The organism is Achromobacter aegrifaciens, from assembly GCF_902859735.1.
Taxonomy (GTDB): Bacteria; Pseudomonadota; Gammaproteobacteria; order Burkholderiales; family Burkholderiaceae_B; genus Achromobacter; species Achromobacter aegrifaciens.
In genome coordinates this window covers 256985-273967 of sequence record NZ_CADIJY010000001.1, presented here as the reverse complement: position 1 = coordinate 273967, position 16983 = coordinate 256985, and the positions used below count along the sequence as shown (strand labels likewise).

The 16983-nt window shown below is 66.9% G+C and carries 14 protein-coding genes; 6 read left to right on the top strand and 8 right to left on the bottom strand.

The window, feature by feature from the left end; genetic code table 11:
• Window positions 1–73 precede the first annotated feature (73 nt).
• The 6 genes from HV766_RS01275 to dapD are packed head-to-tail and all read left to right on the top strand — an operon-like array spanning window position 74 to window position 6188.
• Window positions 74–1057, top strand: a complete 984-nt coding sequence (locus tag HV766_RS01275; RefSeq protein WP_175180410.1) for an ABC transporter ATP-binding protein — start codon at window positions 74–76, stop codon at window positions 1055–1057.
• On the top strand, window positions 1054–2064 hold the full coding sequence (locus HV766_RS01270) for an ABC transporter ATP-binding protein (RefSeq protein ID WP_013391145.1): 1011 nt from the start codon (window positions 1054–1056) through the stop codon (window positions 2062–2064). Before HV766_RS01275 ends, HV766_RS01270 begins: the two co-directional genes overlap by 4 nt.
• On the top strand, window positions 2064–2969 hold the full coding sequence (locus tag HV766_RS01265; protein ID WP_054455171.1) for a prolyl oligopeptidase family serine peptidase: 906 nt from the start codon (window positions 2064–2066) through the stop codon (window positions 2967–2969). Before HV766_RS01270 ends, HV766_RS01265 begins: the two co-directional genes overlap by 1 nt.
• 39 nt (window positions 2970–3008) lie before the next feature.
• Complete coding sequence (locus HV766_RS01260; protein WP_054455173.1) at window positions 3009–4139, top strand: M20 family metallopeptidase; 1131 nt, start codon at window positions 3009–3011, stop codon at window positions 4137–4139.
• A 7-nt stretch (window positions 4140–4146) separates the two neighbouring features.
• Window positions 4147–5145, top strand: coding sequence for an autotransporter outer membrane beta-barrel domain-containing protein (locus tag HV766_RS01255; RefSeq protein WP_254593260.1), 999 nt, complete (start codon window positions 4147–4149; stop codon window positions 5143–5145).
• 59 nt (window positions 5146–5204) lie between these two features.
• Window positions 5205–6188: a 2,3,4,5-tetrahydropyridine-2,6-dicarboxylate N-succinyltransferase gene (gene dapD, locus HV766_RS01250; protein WP_054455175.1), complete on the top strand. Its 984-nt coding sequence runs from the start codon at window positions 5205–5207 to the stop codon at window positions 6186–6188.
• Window positions 6189–6201: 13 nt separating this feature from the next.
• Here dapD and HV766_RS01245 read toward each other — a convergent pair whose 3' ends face one another.
• The 8 genes from HV766_RS01245 to atpG all read right to left on the bottom strand — a co-directional run bounded on the left by HV766_RS01245 (window position 6202) and on the right by atpG (window position 16919).
• On the bottom strand, window positions 6202–7056 hold the full coding sequence (locus tag HV766_RS01245; protein ID WP_054455178.1) for a class II glutamine amidotransferase: 855 nt from the start codon (window positions 7054–7056) through the stop codon (window positions 6202–6204).
• Between the two features lie 103 nt (window positions 7057–7159).
• Entirely contained in the window at window positions 7160–9223 is a 2064-nt protein-coding gene (locus HV766_RS01240; RefSeq protein WP_054455179.1) for a UvrD-helicase domain-containing protein, read from the bottom strand.
• Window positions 9224–9431: 208 nt separating this feature from the next.
• Window positions 9432–11519 (bottom strand): primosomal protein N', encoded by a 2088-nt coding sequence (locus HV766_RS01235; RefSeq protein ID WP_054455181.1) that lies wholly within the window; start codon window positions 11517–11519, stop codon window positions 9432–9434.
• A 304-nt stretch (window positions 11520–11823) separates the two neighbouring features.
• Window positions 11824–12897, bottom strand: a complete 1074-nt coding sequence (hemE, locus tag HV766_RS01230; RefSeq protein WP_054455182.1) for a uroporphyrinogen decarboxylase — start codon at window positions 12895–12897, stop codon at window positions 11824–11826.
• A 174-nt stretch (window positions 12898–13071) separates the two neighbouring features.
• Window positions 13072–13884 (bottom strand): helix-turn-helix domain-containing protein, encoded by an 813-nt coding sequence (locus tag HV766_RS01225; protein ID WP_054455884.1) that lies wholly within the window; start codon window positions 13882–13884, stop codon window positions 13072–13074.
• A 250-nt stretch (window positions 13885–14134) separates the two neighbouring features.
• The gene (locus HV766_RS01220; protein ID WP_013391134.1) at window positions 14135–14560 is read right to left on the bottom strand and encodes a F0F1 ATP synthase subunit epsilon; all 426 of its coding nucleotides are present in this window, start codon (window positions 14558–14560) and stop codon (window positions 14135–14137) included.
• Between the two features lie 9 nt (window positions 14561–14569).
• Window positions 14570–15970, bottom strand: coding sequence for a F0F1 ATP synthase subunit beta (atpD, locus tag HV766_RS01215; RefSeq protein ID WP_054455184.1), 1401 nt, complete (start codon window positions 15968–15970; stop codon window positions 14570–14572).
• A 43-nt stretch (window positions 15971–16013) separates the two neighbouring features.
• Window positions 16014–16919: a F0F1 ATP synthase subunit gamma gene (atpG, locus tag HV766_RS01210; protein ID WP_054455186.1), complete on the bottom strand. Its 906-nt coding sequence runs from the start codon at window positions 16917–16919 to the stop codon at window positions 16014–16016.
• Window positions 16920–16983: the final 64 nt, after the last annotated feature.

Below are 16983 nucleotides of genomic sequence, written 5' to 3'. Positions count from 1 at the left end.
AAGCCGGCTCCGCGGCATCCCGATGGAGCTATCTCCATTACATGCGCCGCGGTTGGCGCAATGGGCAACTGAAATGAGCGAAAACATTCTTGACGTGCGCGGCCTGCGCACCGCATTCCATACCGAAGCCGGCGCGTGGCTGGCGGTCGACGGCGTCGACCTGACCGTGCGCCGCGGCGAGATCGTCGGCCTGGTCGGCGAATCGGGTTCCGGCAAATCCGTCACCGGCTTTTCGCTCCTGGGCCTGATCGACCCGCCCGGGGAAGTGGTGGACGGCGAAGTGAAGTTCAAGGGCACGGACCTGCGCAAGCTGAGCGAAGAGCAGATGCGCCAGTTGCGCGGCAACCGCATCGCCATGATCTTCCAGGATCCCCTGATGACGCTCAATCCGGTGCTGCGCATCGGCGAGCAGATGATGGAAGCCATCCTCACCCACGAAGACGTGCCGCGCGCCGAAGCCGAGGAACGCTGCCGCGAGGCGCTGGCCATGGTCGGCATTCCTTCGCCCGAAAAGCGCCTGAAGAGCTATCCGCACGAATTCTCGGGCGGCATGCGCCAGCGCGTGGCGATCGCGATCGCCATGCTGAACAAGCCCGACCTGATCATCTGCGACGAGCCGACCACGGCGCTGGACGTCACCATCCAGGGCCAGATCCTCTACCGCATGCAGGAGATCTGCCGCGAACACAACACCGCGCTGATCTGGATCACCCACGACCTGGGCGTGGTGGCTGAACTGGCCGACCGCGTGGCCGTGATGTACGCCGGCCGCATCGTCGAAAGCGGCCCGGTCGAAGAAGTGCTGGACGCGCCGCGCCACCCCTACACCAAGGGCCTGCTGGATTCGATGCCCGGCGCCACCCAGCCCGGCGCGCGCCTGCACCAGATCAACGGCATGGCGCCCAGCCTCGCCGGCCGCCCATCGGGCTGTCCGTTCCGCCCGCGCTGCACCAGCGCGGTCACGCGTTGCACCGAACAAGCCCCCACTGTCACCACCGAAGGCGCGCGCAACTACCGCTGCTACGTGCCGATTACCCGCGAGGCCCAGCCGGTATGAGCCAAGCCGATACCCCCGTCATCGAGCTCAAGAACGTCCACAAGCGCTTCGAGCAGCGGCCCGACCTGGCCCAGCGCATCCTGGCCCTGACCGGCCGTCCCATCGACCGCCGCACCGTGTATGCGGTCAACGGCGTGGACCTGTCCATCAAGCGCGGCGAAGTCGTGGGCCTGGTCGGCGAATCCGGCTGCGGCAAGTCCACGCTGGGCCGCGTCGTTGCCGGCCTGCATGGCCAGACTGAAGGCCAGCTGCTGTACCAGGGCCAGGAAGCCCGCCGCCTGCGCGGCGCCGACAAGCTGGCCTACACGCTGGGCGTGCAGATGATCTTCCAGGATCCGCAGGCCTCGCTGAATCCGCGCCAGCGCCTGCGCCAGATCCTGGGCGAATCGCTCAAGGTCCACAAACTGGCGCCCGCCGCCCAGATTCCCGCGCGCATCGACCAGGCGCTGAAGGAAGTGGGCCTGGACCCCGAGTACCGCGACCGCTTCCCTCACCAGATCTCGGGCGGCCAGCGCCAGCGCATCGGCATCGCGCGTGCGCTGATGGTGGCGCCGAAGTTCCTGGTCTGCGACGAGCCCGTGGCCGCGCTGGACGTGTCGATCCAGGCGCAGGTGATCAACCTGTTCATGGACCTGCGCGAACAGCACGGCTTCACCTACCTGTTCATCAGCCATGACCTGGGCGTGGTCAAGCACATCTCCGACCGCGTGGCGATCATGTACCTGGGCAAGATCGTGGAAATCTCCACGTCGGCCGAGATCTTCGCGCGCGCCAACCATCCCTACACCCAGGCCCTGATGGCCGAGGTGCCGGACGTGGGCCGCCGCGGCCGCAAGTTCACACCGATCAAGGGCGAGATCCCGTCGCCGCTGAATCCGCCGCCGGGCTGTACCTTCAATCCCCGCTGCCCCCACGCCATGCCGCGCTGCCGCGAGCAGGCGCCGGTCCTGAAAGAAATCTCGGCAGGCCATTGGTCGGCCTGCCACCTGAATGAGGCGAACGCCTGATGAAACCCTCCGAGATGTCCAACGTCGACCGCATCGCCATCGAACTGGGCCATGCCGGCCGCAACGCCATCCTGTATGTGGACGAGGACCGCAACTCCGACCGCCCCTTCAAGCTGCAGACCTACCGCCCCTACGGCTACACGCCCGACATGCCGGTGGTCATCGTGCAGCACGGCGTGCTGCGCAACGGCGACGAGTACCGCGATTTCTGGGTGGAAGCCGCCGACAAGCACAAGCTGCTGATCGTGGCGCTGACCTTCTCCAACGAGATCTGGCCCGGCGTGGAAAGCTACAACAACGGCCGCGTGTTCTCGGCCGGCGGCAATCCGCGCCACATCGACGGCTGGACCTACGCGTTGGTGGGCAATGTCATCAAGGACCTGATCGCTGGCGAAATCACCGACGGCCAGAACGTCTACCTGTTCGGCCACTCCGCCGGCGGCCAGTTCGTGCACCGCCTGATGAGCAGCCAGTCGCACGCGCCGTTCAAGGCCGTGGCTGCCGGCAACCCGGGCTGGTACACGCTGCCCACGTTCGACTATCCCTTCCCTGAAGGCATGGACGGCGTAGGCATGACGGAAGACCACCTGGTGAAGCTGCTGGCCTATCCGATGACCATCCTGGCGGGCGACCAGGACATCGCCACCGACGACCCCAACCTGCCGTCCGAACCCGCCGCCATGCGCCAGGGTCCGCACCGTTTCGCACGCGCGCAGAACTACTTCGAGTTCGGCCGCAAGGAAGCCGAGCGCCGCGGCGTGCCGTTCGGCTGGAAGCTGCAGGTCGTACCGGGCATCGGCCACGACGGCCGCGCCATGTCCGCCGTCTGCGCCAGCCTCTGGTTCGACGGCAAGATGCCCGACGCCGCCGAACTGGCCCGCCTGGCCGGCCAGCAGGTCGCCTGACCGCCTCCACTTTCTTCGTTGCAGATATCCGATACCGTCATGTCCAACACCCAGAGCACTGAACAGATCGTCGCCGGCATCAAGAGCTGGCTGCAATGCGAATCGCCCTCGAACTTCCCCGAGGGCATCGCCGCCATGGCGCGCATCATCGCCGACTACGCCGCGGCCGCCGGCCTGACGGTGGAGCTATCGTCCCTGGGCCCGACCACGGGTCCGCTGCTGTACGCGACCAACCGCGCCCCCGGCGACACGCGCCCCGGCATCCTGATCCTGGCGCACATGGACACGGTGCATCCGGTGGGCACGCTGCTGGAGAACCCGGTGCGCATCGAAGGCGACCGCCTCTATGGGCCGGGCGGCTACGACATGAAGGCCGGCATCTACCTGGCGCTGACGGCGCTGTCCGGCCTGGCGCGCCCCGGCGCGACCCAGCTGCCGGTGGACTTTCTGGTGGTGCCCGACGAAGAAACCGGCAGCCACGCGTCGCGCGCGCACATCGAGCGCTTTGCCGCCAACGCCAAGTACGCGCTGGTCTGCGAACCCGCCCGCCCCAACGGCGGCAAGTGCGTCACGGCGCGCAAGGGCACCGGCATGCTGAACCTGAACGTCAAGGGACGTCCGGCCCATGCCGGCATGCAGCATGAGAAGGGCCGCAGCGCCATCCGCGAAATGGCCCATCAGGTGCTGGCGCTGGAAGCCATGACCGACTATGACCGCGGCATCACCGTGAGCGTCGGCACCATCGCCGGCGGCACCGTGACCAACACCGTGCCAGCGCTGTGCCGCTGCGTGGTCGACTTCCGCGTGCCCGACATGGGCGCCGCCGAAGACGTGCTGCGCCGCATGCGCGAGCTGTGCGCCGTGGGTCCGGACGTGGAACTGGACATCGATGTGGAGCTGAACCGTCCGCCCATGGTGAAGACCGAAGCCGCCGCCGATCTGCTGGCGCTGGTGCAGGGCTATGCCGAACGCGCCGGCTTCCTGCTGGAAGACGCGCCCATGACGGGCGGCGGCAGCGACGCCAACTTCACGTCCGCCATGGGCATCCCGACGCTGGACGGCCTGGGCGCCGACGGCGACGGCGCGCACACCTTGAACGAGTACATCCTGGTTTCGACGCTGGAACAGCGCATGAAATTCTGGGAACTGCTGCTGAAAGAACTGGCGTAAACAGTCCTTGCCGCCACCGATAGCCGTGCGCCGGCGGCTGCTGGCGCGGGCGTTCGCCATGCAGGTCCTGTTCGCGGCTGGCGCAGCGCACGCGCACGCCGGACAGGCCGAACCGGACCGCAGCCTGCTGGCCGACCGTCCGGCCCGTCCCGCGCCGGCCCAGCCGGGCTGGCTCGTCGTCGTCGACAATTGGCAGACGCTGGAAGGCGGCGCCAACACGGCCCGCATCAAGCAACGCACCACCGGCCTGTATGGCGGCGGCGAATTCGACGCGGGCGCCGGCTGGCGGCTGGGCGGCGCGCTGGGCGCCACCCGCAGCCGCGTCCGCATCGACGCGGCCGATGCGCGGGTGGACGTATACAGCTATACCGCGGGGATCTACGGCAAGAAGTCGTTCGACGCCGGCCCCGGCAAGCTGAACCTGCTGACGGCCGCCTCCTACACCTGGCACGACATCGACACCCGGCGGCATTTCGAGATGCCCGGCATCGCCCGGCAGACCTTGACCGCCGACTTCAGCGCCTACACCGCGCAGGCCTTTTCGGAACTGGGCTACGAGCTGGCGCTGTCGGAAAGCGCGACCATCGAGCCATTCGCGGGCCTGGCGGTGCGCAACGTGCGCACGCGCAGCTTCAGCGAATCGGGCGGATTCACCGCGCTCTCGGCCGACGCGGGACGGATCCGGCAGACCACCACCACGCTGGGCCTGCGCGGCCAGACCGGCTTCGCGCTCGGCCCCACCTTCGGCAGACTGCACGCGACACTGGGCTGGCGCCGCGCCTTTGGCGACGTACAACCTGAAACCACCCTGGTGCTGGACGGCGGCAGCGTGCTGACGGTCGCCGGCGCGCCCATCGCCCGGTCCGCCGCGCTGGCGGGCGCCGGCCTGGAAATCGCCGTGTCGCGCTCGGCCGTCATCGGCCTGGCCTACGGCGGCCAGTATGGCGGCGGCAACCGCGAACACACCGGGTCGCTGAGCCTGCGCTGGGCCTTCGGCAGCCTCTGAAAACCGCGGCCCTTTCGCCTTAGAATTACGCACCCAGACTGCGCACTTCCTCTTTCATCATGGCCGATTCCCCCAAGCCCCTCAGCGCCATCGCCTATGGCGTCGCCACGCTGGCCGCCGACGGCGCCATCCTGGATACCTGGTATCCGCGTCCCTCGCTGGCCGACAACTCGCCGGCCACCGGCACCCGCCACCTGTCGCCCGAGGAAGCCCGCGCCGCGCTGGGCGAACATGTGCCCACCGCCCTGGTCCGCGACACCCGCCGCAAGGTCGACATCGTCGCCGTGCGTACCGCGATCTCGTCGCTGGACGAACCGCCGGTCGATGCGCACGACGCCTATCTGCGCCTGCACCTGCTCAGCCACCGGCTGATCCGTCCGCACGACGCCAACCTGGACGGCCTGTTCAACGTGCTGGCCAACGTCGCCTGGACGTCGGCCGGGCCCTGCGCGGTGGATCAGGTGGATGCGCTGCGCTGGCATCTGCGCGCCTCCGGACAGATCCTGGAAATCCGCGGCGTGGACAAGATTCCCCGCATGACCGACTACGTCATGCCCAGCGGCGTGCGCATCGCCGACACCGCGCGCGTGCGCCTGGGCGCGCATCTGTCGCCCGGCACCACGGTGCTGCATGAAGGTTTCTGCAATTTCAACGCCGGCACGCTGGGCGCGTCCATGGTCGAAGGCCGCATCAGCGCCGGCGTCATCGTCGACGACGGCAGCGACATCGGCGGCGGCGCATCCATCATGGGCACCATGTCCGGCGGCGGCAAGCAGGTGGTATCCATCGGCAAGCGCTGCCTGCTGGGCGCCAACTCGGGCATAGGAATTTCGCTGGGCGACGACTGCGTGGTGGAAGCCGGCTGCTACGTCACCGCCGGCACGCGCGTGCTGACGCCGGAAGGCGCGGTGGTGAAGGCCACCTCGCTGGCGGGTCAGCAAGGCCTGCTGTTCCGCCGCAATTCTCAGACCGGCGCCGTGGAGTGTCTGGTGCGCACCGCCGCCTGGGGCACGCTGAATCCGGCCCTGCATACGGGCCACTGAAGCCCGGCCCGGCTCAGGCGCCCGGCGGCACCGGCACGAACGGATAGTGCGCCACCGTGCCGCCGCCCGCGATGATGGCGGTAGCTTCGGGCACTTCCTCCCAGGCGCCGGGCATCTCGGTCAAGGGCTCCGACAGCAGCAGGAATGCGTCATCATCCAGCGCCGCGATCTGCGGATTGTCGGGATATAGCTGGCGCAGATGGCGCACGCAGGTGTTGTGGAACAGCGTGCGTGAATCGGCCTCGCTGGAATAGCGCACGGCGATCAGCCGCTGGCCGTCCAGCGCGCACACCGTCATGTTGATGGGCTGCGCCACGCCATGCCGCCTGCCCGTCTCTTCCACCGCGCCCACCATGCGGGCCAGCGCCGCCAGCGGGTCTTCCTCCAGGCCGAAGCTCAAAGCCAGCAGGAACATCACCTCGGAATCCGTCGACCCTTCCAGCGAGCCGAAATAGGCCGGCGCGATCATCAGCATCAGGTCGCGCCTGAGCAACGGATAGTCGCGGATGACGCCGTTGTGCACGAACAGCCACTGGCCGTGGCGAAACGGATGGCAGTTGGTTTCCTGCGCGGGCGTGTCGGTGGCGGCGCGGATGTGCGCCACGAACAGCGGCGCGTGGATCGCGCGCGCCGCTTCCCGCAGATTGCGGTCGTTCCAGGCCGGATGCACGCTGCGGTAGCGGAACGGCGGCTCCGGCGGCCGGCCTTCGTGTTGACGGCCATACCAGCCCAGCCCGAAGCCGTCGCCATTGGTAGTGGTGGCGCCCAGCCGCGAGTGCAGGCTCTGGTCGATCAGGGAGTGCTTGGCCTTGAACAGCACGCTCTCCATCTGTATGGGACTACCGGTATAAGCCAGCCAGCGACACATGGCGCGCTCCTTCGATCCACGGAATTGCCGCCCCCGGACGGCGGGGCGGGCGCAGTCCAGTGTAGGAGCAGGCCGCGGCTTTCCACAAGCCGCCGCCCCGCCCCTATTTCTTCAGCAACGCCTTGAGCATGGCCATGCGCTCCTTGGGATTCATTGCGGCGGTGGCCGCGTCTTCCTGCATGCGCACATCGCCCAGGCCCATTTCCTCGATGAAGCGCGAAGGCTCGCGCACCAGGTCCTCGCGCGCGCGGCGGCGGCGCTTGCACCAGCTCAGGTTCAGGCTGCGTTGCGCGCGCGTGATGCCCACGTACATGAGCCGGCGCTCTTCCTGGATGCGCGAAGCCAGGTTCTCGGCCGCGCGCGCCGGATCGCCGACCTCGTCATCCTTGCCCAGGTGCGGCAGCAAGCCTTCCTCGACGCCCGCGAGGTACACGTGCGGATACTCCAGCCCCTTGGAAGCATGCAGGGTGGACATCTTCACCGCATCGGGCTCTTCTTCCTCGCCGCGCTCCAGCATGGTGACCAGCGCCACATGCTGCACCAGGTCGAAGAGCGTCATGTTGTCTTCTTCGGCCTTGCGCTTGAGCCATCCGGTCAGCTCCAGCACGTTCTGCCAGCGCGTCTGCGCGGGCCGCTCTTCGAACAGCTCGTACAGATGGCGTTCGTACTGGATGGCTTCCAGCAGATCGTCCAGCAGCACGCCCGCGGGCTCGGACGGCGCGGCGTCCTTCGCATCGGCCGCGCCACGGCCCGCGCGCCATTGCATGCGGCGGATGAACTCGGTGAAGGTGCGCAGCGGCTCCAGCTGCCGTGGCGCCAGCAGGCTTTCCAGGCCGGTCTCGGCCACGGCCGCCAGCAGCGACAGCTCGCGGCTTGCGGCGTACTGCCCCAGCGTCTGCAAGGTGGCCTGGCCGATGCCGCGCTTGGGCGTGGTGGCCGCGCGGATGAAGGCCGGATCGTCGTCGTCGTTGGCCAGGATGCGCAGATAGGCCAGCACGTCGCGCACTTCGGTCTTGTCGAAGAAACTCTGCCCGCCCGAGATCGTGTACGGGATCTTCAGGTTGCGCAGCGCCTGTTCCAGGATGCGCGATTGATGATTGCTGCGGTACAGGATGGCAAAATCCTTCCACTGCGCCTGGCGCTCGAAGCGCGAAGCCGACACCTTCATGGCGATGGATTCGGCCTCCTGCTCCTCGCCGTCCATGGCCGATACCAGGATGGGTTCGCCCACGCCCAGATCGGACCACAGCTTCTTGTCGAACAGCTTGGGGTTCTTTTCAATCACCTGGTTTGCGGCCGCCAGGATGCGCTGCACCGACCGGTAGTTCTGCTCCAGCTTGATGAGCTTGATGTTGGGGTAGTCGGTGGTCAGCTTGGCCAGGTTCTCGATGGTTGCGCCACGCCAGGCGTAGATCGCCTGGTCGTCATCGCCCACCGCCGTGAACATGGCGCGCGAACCCGTCAGGAGCTGCACCAGGCGGTACTGGCACACGTTGGTGTCCTGGTATTCGTCCACCAGCAGATAACGCACGCGGTTCTGCCAGCGGGTACGCACTTCTTCGTTGTTGGCCAGCAGCAGCGCGGGGATGCGGATCAGGTCGTCGAAGTCCACCGCCTGGTAGGCGGCCAGCGTGGCGGCGTAGCTGCGGTAGACGTTGGCCGCCTCCACGTCGGCCGGCGTGATGGCTTCGCGCGCGGCATCGTCCGGTTCCATCAAGCCGTTCTTCCACAGCGAGATGATGCCCTGCACGTGGCGCAGGCGGGCCTTGTCGGTCGTGTTCAAGAGTTCCTGGATGATGGCCATGGCATCGTCGGCGTCCAGGATCGAAAACGTCGGCTTCAGGCCCGCGTTGCGCGCCTCCTCGCGCAGCATCTTCACGCCCAGCGAATGGAAGGTGCTGATGATCAGGCCCTTGGACAGCTTGCGATCCACCAGGGTCTTCACGCGTTCGTCCATCTCGCGCGCGGCCTTGTTGGTGAAGGTCAGCGCCACCACGTTGCGCCCCATATAGCCGCACTCGCGCAGCAGGTAGGCGATCTTCTGCGTGATCACGCGCGTCTTGCCGCTGCCGGCGCCGGCCAGCACCAGGCAGGGGCCGTCCAGGTACAGCACCGCTTCGCGTTGAGCGGGGTTCATGCCTTGGGCTATAGGTTCGCTGGCGGACATTCGAGTCAGGTGATCATGCATCGCGGCGGCCGCATTGAAGCTGCGGCCAGCAAGCACGAAGCTTGCGGCCGCCCGTCAGCGGGCCGGTAACACGCGAGAAAAAGGGGACGGGCGCAGCCGCCACGGCGGGCCTGCCGCGCCGGCGCGATAGAGGAGAAAGATCATAGAACAATCGGATCGACGGCGCATTGGCCCCGGCCGCAGCCGATCAGATTTCCAACGGATCGACTTCCAGTTGCCAGCGCACGCGGGCCTCGTTGGCCAGGTACGGCAGGTGGTGCGACCAGGACGCCAGGAAGGCCTGCAAAGCCGGCCGGCTGCTGCTTTCCGCCAGCAACTGGGCGCGCTCGATATTGGCCACGCGCACCACGCGCAGCGGCACCGGGTCGTACAGCATGATGGCGTCCAGGCCTGGAAAATCGGCCGCCCATTCACCCTCGGGCAAGGCCCGCGCCCGCTCCAGGAATTCCAGCGCCACCTTCAGCTCGCGCGCCTCCGCGGTCAGCAGGGCCTGGTAAACGAAAGGCGGCAGGCCGGTGCTTTCCCGCTCGTGCAGGGCATGGCGGGCAAAGCCCGCGTAGTCATGCCGCAGCAGCGCCTGATAGACCGGCTGCTCGGGGTAGTTGGTCTGTATCAGCACCTCGCCGTTGCCTTGATGGCGGCCGGCGCGGCCCGCCACCTGCATCAGCTGCGCGAACAGGCGCTCGGGCGCGCGGAAGTCATGCGCGAACAACATGGAATCCGCATTCAGCACGCCCACCAATCCCAGGCGCGCGAAGTCGTGGCCCTTGGCCACCATCTGCGTGCCCACCAGGATGTCCACCTCGCCGGCATGCACCGAGGCGAACAGCGCTTCGGCGCTGCCCTTCTTGCGCGTGCTGTCGGCGTCGATGCGCAGGATGCGCGCCTCGGGAAACAATTCCGCCAGATGTTCTTCCACCCGCTGCGTGCCGCGCCCCATGGGCGCCAGGTCCTGGTCGCCGCATTCGGGACAAGCGCGCGGCACCGGGGCCTGGTAGCCGCAGTGATGGCACTGCAGGCGATGGCCGCGGCCGTCGGTACGGTGCAGGACGGTAAATGCAGTGCAGCGCGGGCAATTGCTGACCCACGCGCAGGACTGGCAATGCAGCACCGGCGAATAGCCGCGGCGGTTCAGGAAGATGAGGGACTGTTCCTTGCGTTCCAGGCGCTGTCCGATGGCATCCAGCAGTTGCGGCGACATGCCCTGCTTCAGTTGCAGGCGCCGCGTGTCGATCAGGCGCATGGACGGCAGGCTGCTGGCGCGCGCCCGGCCCGGCAGGGTCAGGCGCAGGTAGCGCCCGCGCTCGGCATGCTGCCAGGTCTCCAGGGACGGCGTGGCCGACCCCAGCACTACTGGAATATTCAGGTCATGGGCGCGCCACACCGCCAGGTCGCGCGCCGAATAGCGCAAGCCGTCCTGCTGCTTGTAGGACGCGTCGTGCTCCTCGTCCACCACGATCAGGCCCAGCTGGCTCAAGGGCGCGAACACCGACATGCGCGTGCCCAGCAGCATGCGGGCCTCGCCGCGCTGGGCGCGGGTCCAGGCCTGCAAGCGTTCGCCATCGGACAGGCCGCTATGCATGACGGCCAGACCGTCCGGTCCAACGAGTGCCTCCAGGCGCGCGCGCAGCGCGCCTTCGAGCTGCGGCGTCAGGTTGATTTCGGGCACCATCAGCAACACCTGGCGTCCCGCCGCCAGCACCCTTTCGGCCGCGCGCAGGTACACCTCGGTCTTGCCGCTGCCCGTCACCCCGTGCAGCAACACGGGCTTGAACCCGTCCAGCGCGCCTATGGCGTCCACCGCCTCGCGCTGGGCGTCGTTGAGCTCCGGCGGCTGGTCGGCCTGGGCCGGCGCGCGCGCCGTCTTGCGCTTGCGCCCGTCCAGGCGCGCCACGGGTCCGCCCGCCGAGCGCTTGCCCTGGTAGGCCGTGGGCTTGCGCAGCGGCGGCGGCAGCGTGGGCAGCATCACCTCGCCCAGCGGCCGCTGGTAGTAGTCAGCGGCAAAGCGGGCCAGGCGCAGCCAGTCCTCGTCGAAGGGCGGCAGGTCATCCAGCACCTCTTCGATCGGCCGGATCTGCTTGGGGTCGAAGGACGGCTCCGCCGGGTTGTCCACCACAACGCCGATCAGCTTGCGGCGGCCGAACGGCACGATGACCCGCAGGCCCACCGTCACCGGCGCGTCGCTGCGGTAGTCGAACGGACCCGGCAGGGGCACGTCCAGCGCCACCCGCACCCAGCAGACCGCGGGGGTCGTGTTCGACAGCGTTTCAGACATGGGTGCTAGGACGGAGCATGTAGAAGGATGATCCCGGATGATGCCGGCGCGCTCCATTTTCCGCCTGTGGATAACTTTGGGGAAAAGGCAGGAGCAACATCGGAAATTGGAATTTGACAAGATTGCGCAAACTTGCGAAATCTTGTTGAAAACTCTCATTTCACCATTTAAAACAATGACTTATGAGAGCTTCCGAGATTGTAAACTAGCATCTAAAGGGTTTTCCCCGAGGGCAATCTTGCTGTGCACAAGTGTCATCAGGGACCCTCCTGCTCCGGCCCTGTAGACCGAAGCGTCCACTCACTTACCCTCGCAGCGAACGGCTGTGCTGGTGGACTTCATCAACCAATTCGGCTACGGCTTCTGGCGGAGTAAAGCGGGATATGCCGTGGCCCAGGTTGAACACGTGGCCGCCCTTGCCGACCGGTCCGAACGCGTCCAGCACGCGCCGCGCCTCGGCACGGATGGCGGGTCCGCCACCGAACAAGGCCATGGGGTCGAGGTTGCCCTGGAACGCGACCGAGTCCCCGGTGCGGCGCCGCGCGGCGGCCAGATCCACCGTCCAGTCCAGGCCCACGGCATCGGCGCCGCAAGCGGCGATCTGTTCCAGCCACTGGCCGCCGCCCTTGGTGAAGACGATGGCCGGCACGCGGCGGCCTTCGTGTTCGCGGGTCAGCCCGGCCACGACCTTGCGGGTGTAGGCCAGCGAAAACTGCTGGAACAGCCCGTCGGCCAGCACGCCGCCCCAGCTGTCGAACAGCATCACGGCTTGGGCGCCGGCGGCGATCTGCGCGTTCAAGTACTGCAGCGTGGCTTCGGCGTTGATTTCGAGGATGCGGTGCAGCAGGTCGGGACGCGCATACAGCATCGTCTTGATCAGGCGATAGTCGTCGCTGCCCTGGCCTTCCACCATGTAGCAGGCGATGGTCCAGGGGCTGCCGGCAAAGCCGATCAGCGGCACCTTGCCGTCCAGGTCGCGCCGGATCGTGCGCACGGCATCGAATACATAGCGCAGCTTGTCCATGTCCGGCACTTCCAGGCGCGCCACGTCTTCTTCGGTACGCACCGGACGGGCGAAGCGCGGGCCCTCGCCTTCGGCGAAGTCCAGGCCCAGGCCCATGGCGTGCGGCACCGTCAGGATGTCCGAGAACAGAATGGCCGCGTCCAGGTCGAAACGCTCCAGCGGCTGCAGCGTGACTTCCGAGGCGTAGTCCGGGTTCTGAGCAAGGCCCATGAAGGAACCTGCGCGGGCCCGCGTCTGGCGGTATTCAGGCAGGTAGCGGCCGGCCTGGCGCATCAGCCAGATCGGGGTATAGGGCACGGGCTCGCGCAGCAGCGAGCGCAAGAACACATCGTTCTTCAGTACGGAAGCAGACACGACTATCCTCGATGATCGGAAGCCGTGATTTTACTTCCCCTGGCTGACAAGTCGCAGCCAGGCTCTGCGCCGGACTTGCCGGCGCGCAAGCGGGGCGCTTTCAGGGGCAAGGCTGCGCGCGCGGCGCCCCGCCCGCTGGCCGTGCGTCGACCGACCGCCCGCAGGTCCGTCGCTTCAGGCCCCCCGCTCCTGCGCGGCCTGCCGGTACGGCGCCGCCTCGATGCCGTGCTTGCGCATCAGCGCCCAGAACGCCCGCCGGTGCTTGCAGCAAGCCCGCGCCGCCTGCGCCACGTTGCCGCCATGGCGCGACAGCGCAAGCCGGATATAGTCGCGCTCGAAGCCGTCCACCACCCGCGCCTTCGCGATGCGGAAGGATTCATGCGCAGGCCGCGGATGCGGTTTGCGCATGCCCGACAAGGTTTGCTCTACCAGATCCTGTGGCACCCGGGCGTGCAACGCAGCGAGCCTCGGCGCCCCGTCCGCGCCCAGTTCCATCCGCGCCTCGCGATAAGCCGTCGTGGGCTCGCGGATATCCGCCCGCGCCGCGCCACGCCCGTGCGCCGCGCCGGCCAGGCGGCCAAGCCGCACCCGCATGCTTTCCAGGCAGGCCGGCTGCATGATGAAATCCGACGCGCCCAGGCTCAGCAGGTCTTCGATCGCGGGCGCCTTCACATCGGAGATCAGCAACAGCACCGGCGTGCTCAATGCGCTGCCCGCCTGTTGCAGCGCCATGCGCGTCCAGGCGAGCGATGATGGCGCCACCGGCAGGATGCAGCAGTCGTAGCGCCTGAGCGCCACCGCCAGCCGGGCCAGCGCCTGCACGTCCGCTTCCTGGCTGTCGGCCTGCGCGTCGGCGTCGGTCTGCGCGCCTGACACGGCATCGCGCGCCGCCATGCCCGCGGTCGCATAGCGCACCGGACTCAGCGACACCAGATGGAGCCGCACGCGCGTCTGCCTGGCCGGGTGCAGCGCGACCAGATCGCGCATCGGCCCATCATGGCCGGGCGCCAGCAATACCCCGCAATCCAGGACTTCTCGCACGCTTCCCCCTACGCTTGACTAGGAAGATTGAAGGCTACTGTTGCAACCGGCGTGCAGCTATTCGTAGTGATCGCATTGCGGCCCGCACAAAGGACGGCGGACCTTCACTCGGCAATGAAAAAACAGGCATGAAAAAAGCGGCCCTGAGGCCGCTTCTTTCGATTCCGGGGCGAACCCCGGGGCACAGCTTCGCCGCTTAGTGCGAACGGCCGCCTTGGCGCAGCTTGCGCGCCGCGATGGCTTGCGCAGCCAGCATGGCGAGTTCCGCTTCGACCACGGCGATGTCCGCCTTGTCCTTGGCGTTGGCCAGGGCCTGTTCGGCCTTCTGGCGCGCTTCCAGGGCGCGGGCTTCGTCCAGGTCGGCGGCACGGATAGCCGTGTCGGCCAGAACCGTCACGCTGCCCGGCTGCACTTCCAGAATGCCTCCGGCGACGAAGATGTTTTCCTCGCCTTGGTCGGCACGAACGATCTTGACCGTCCCGGGGCGTATGCGCGAAATCAGCGGGGTGTGGCCGGGCAGAATGCCCAGTTCACCCGCTTCGCCAGGCAGCACCACGAACTTCGCCTCACCGGAGAAGATCGCTTCCTCTGCGCTGACGACATCCACATGCAGGGTAGCCATATCGGTTCCTTATTGCAGTTTCTTGGCCTTCTCGAAGGCCTCGTCGATCGAGCCGACCATGTAGAAGGCCTGTTCCGGCAGCGCATCGCACTCGCCGTTCACGATCATCTTGAAACCACGGATGGTTTCGGCCAGCGGAACGTACTTGCCGGGCGAACCGGTGAACACTTCTGCAACGTGGAACGGCTGCGACAGGAAGCGCTGGATCTTACGGGCGCGGGCCACGGCCTGCTTGTCTTCCGGCGACAGTTCGTCCATGCCCAGAATCGCGATGATGTCGCGCAGTTCCTTGTAGCGCTGCAGCGTTTGCTGCACGCCACGGGCCACGGCGTAGTGCTCTTCGCCCACGACTTGCGGGTCGAGCTGGCGGCTGGACGAATCCAGCGGGTCCACGGCCGGGTAGATACCCAGGGCGGCGATGTCACGCGACAGCACGACGGTGGAGTCCAAGTGCTGGAACGTCGTGGCAGGCGACGGGTCGGTCAAGTCGTCCGCAGGGACGTACACGGCCTGGATCGAGGTGATCGAGCCGGTCTTGGTCGACGTGATGCGCTCTTGCAGCTTGCCCATTTCTTCGGCCAGCGTGGGCTGGTAGCCCACTGCCGACGGCATACGGCCCAGCAGTGCCGACACTTCGGTACCGGCCAGGGTGTAGCGGTAGATGTTGTCCACGAAGAACAGGATGTCGCGGCCTTCGTCGCGGAACTTCTCGGCCATGGTCAGGCCGGTCAGCGCCACGCGCAGACGGTTGCCCGGGGGTTCGTTCATCTGACCGAACACCATCGCAACCTTGTCCAGAACGTTCGACTCTTCCATTTCGTGGTAGAAGTCGTTGCCTTCGCGGGTACGCTCGCCCACGCCGGCGAACACCGACAAGCCGCTGTGCTGCTTGGCGATGTTGTTGATCAGTTCCATCATGTTGACGGTCTTGCCCACGCCGGCGCCGCCGAACAGGCCGACCTTGCCGCCCTTGGCGAACGGGCAAACCAGGTCAATAACCTTGATGCCGGTTTCCAGCAGTTCCACCGACGGCGACAGCTCGTCGAAACGGGGAGCCGCTTGGTGAATGCCACGCTTTTCGTCGTGCTGGATCGGGCCGGCTTCGTCGATGGGACGACCCAGCACGTCCATGATGCGGCCCAGCGTGCCGGTGCCGACGGGCACCGAGATCGGGGCGCCCGTGCCGGTGACCTTCATGCCGCGGCGCAGGCCGTCGCTGGAGCCCAGCGCAATGGTACGCACCACGCCGTCGCCCAGCTGTTGCTGCACTTCCAGCGTCAGACCCTTTTCGGCGAACGAGGAACCCTCGTCGGCCAGGGTAAGCGCTTCGTAGATCTTGGGCATTTGATCGCGGGGGAACTGAATATCCACCACGGCGCCGATGCACTGAACGATGGTTCCGTTGCTCATGTCGATTCCTTGCTTGATAGCTTTTGACGGGATGCTGCCTGCCTCAAACGGCGGCAGCGCCCCCTACGATTTCCGAAATTTCTTTGGTGATCGCGGCCTGACGGGTCTTGTTGTAGACCAGTTGCAGATCGCCGATGACCTTCTTGGCGTTGTCCGACGCCGCCTTCATGGCGACCATCCGGGCCGACTGCTCCGAAGCCATGTTCTCGGCCACGGCTTGGTACAGCAGGCCTTCAACGTAACGCTGCAGCAGGTCGTCGATCACGCTACGGGCGTCGGGTTCGTAGATGTAATCCCAGCTGTAGTCCGACTTCACTTCCGAGGTCTTGGCCAGGCTATCAGCGCCCGTCTGGTACGGATCATCCAAACCGCTGGCCAGAGGCAGCAGGCGCAAGAACAACGGCTCCTGCTTCATCGTGTTGACGAAGCGGGTCGAGGCCACGTACAGCGCGTCGATGCGGCCTTCCAGGTAGGCGTCCAGCTGCACCTTGATCGCGCCCAGCAGGCGGTCGAGTTGCGGCTTGTCGCCCAGTTGCACTTCCTGGGAAACCAGTTTGGCGCCGATGCGGGTCAGCACGCCCACGCCCTTGTTGCCGAAAGCGGTCGCTTGCACGGCGATGCCGTTCTTCTCGAACTCTTTCAGCTTGCCCAACGTCACGCGGGTGATGTTGGTGTTCAAGCCGCCGCACAGGCCCTTGTCGGTCGTGACCATGATCACGCCGACCGCCTTGACTTCGCGTTCGACCAGGTACGGGTGGCTGTACTCGGGGTTGGCCTGCATCAGGTGCGCAGCAATCTCGCGCACCTTGGTGGCATACGGACGGCCAGCACGCATCCGCTCCTGCGCCTTGCGCATCTTGGATGCGGCGACCATTTCCATCGCCTTGGTGATCTTGCGCGTGTTTTGCACGCTCTTGATCTTGGTTCGGATTTCCTTAATTCCGGGCATTGCGCTTTCCTGTGAAGACTGGCCGATGGGTTCCGCTGGCGCCTCATCCATCCGGGAAGGATGG

Excerpts from the sequence above, each read along its gene's own strand:
- dapD (WP_054455175.1), top strand. The coding sequence starts at position 5,205 with ATGGCCGATTCCCCCAAGCCCCTCAGCGCCATCGCCTATGGCGTCGCC.
- atpG (WP_054455186.1), bottom strand. The coding sequence starts at position 16,919 with ATGCCCGGAATTAAGGAAATCCGAACCAAGATCAAGAGCGTGCAAAAC.
- HV766_RS01225 (WP_054455884.1), bottom strand. The coding sequence starts at position 13,884 with ATGCGCGATCTGGTCGCGCTGCACCCGGCCAGGCAGACGCGCGTGCGG.
- atpD (WP_054455184.1), bottom strand. The coding sequence starts at position 15,970 with ATGAGCAACGGAACCATCGTTCAGTGCATCGGCGCCGTGGTGGATATT.
- HV766_RS01245 (WP_054455178.1), bottom strand. The coding sequence starts at position 7,056 with ATGTGTCGCTGGCTGGCTTATACCGGTAGTCCCATACAGATGGAGAGC.
- HV766_RS01265 (WP_054455171.1), top strand. The coding sequence starts at position 2,064 with ATGAAACCCTCCGAGATGTCCAACGTCGACCGCATCGCCATCGAACTG.
- HV766_RS01235 (WP_054455181.1), bottom strand. The coding sequence starts at position 11,519 with ATGTCTGAAACGCTGTCGAACACGACCCCCGCGGTCTGCTGGGTGCGG.
- HV766_RS01240 (WP_054455179.1), bottom strand. The coding sequence starts at position 9,223 with ATGTCCGCCAGCGAACCTATAGCCCAAGGCATGAACCCCGCTCAACGC.
- HV766_RS01220 (WP_013391134.1), bottom strand. The coding sequence starts at position 14,560 with ATGGCTACCCTGCATGTGGATGTCGTCAGCGCAGAGGAAGCGATCTTC.
- HV766_RS01260 (WP_054455173.1), top strand. The coding sequence starts at position 3,009 with ATGTCCAACACCCAGAGCACTGAACAGATCGTCGCCGGCATCAAGAGC.
- HV766_RS01270 (WP_013391145.1), top strand. The coding sequence starts at position 1,054 with ATGAGCCAAGCCGATACCCCCGTCATCGAGCTCAAGAACGTCCACAAG.
- HV766_RS01275 (WP_175180410.1), top strand. The coding sequence starts at position 74 with ATGAGCGAAAACATTCTTGACGTGCGCGGCCTGCGCACCGCATTCCAT.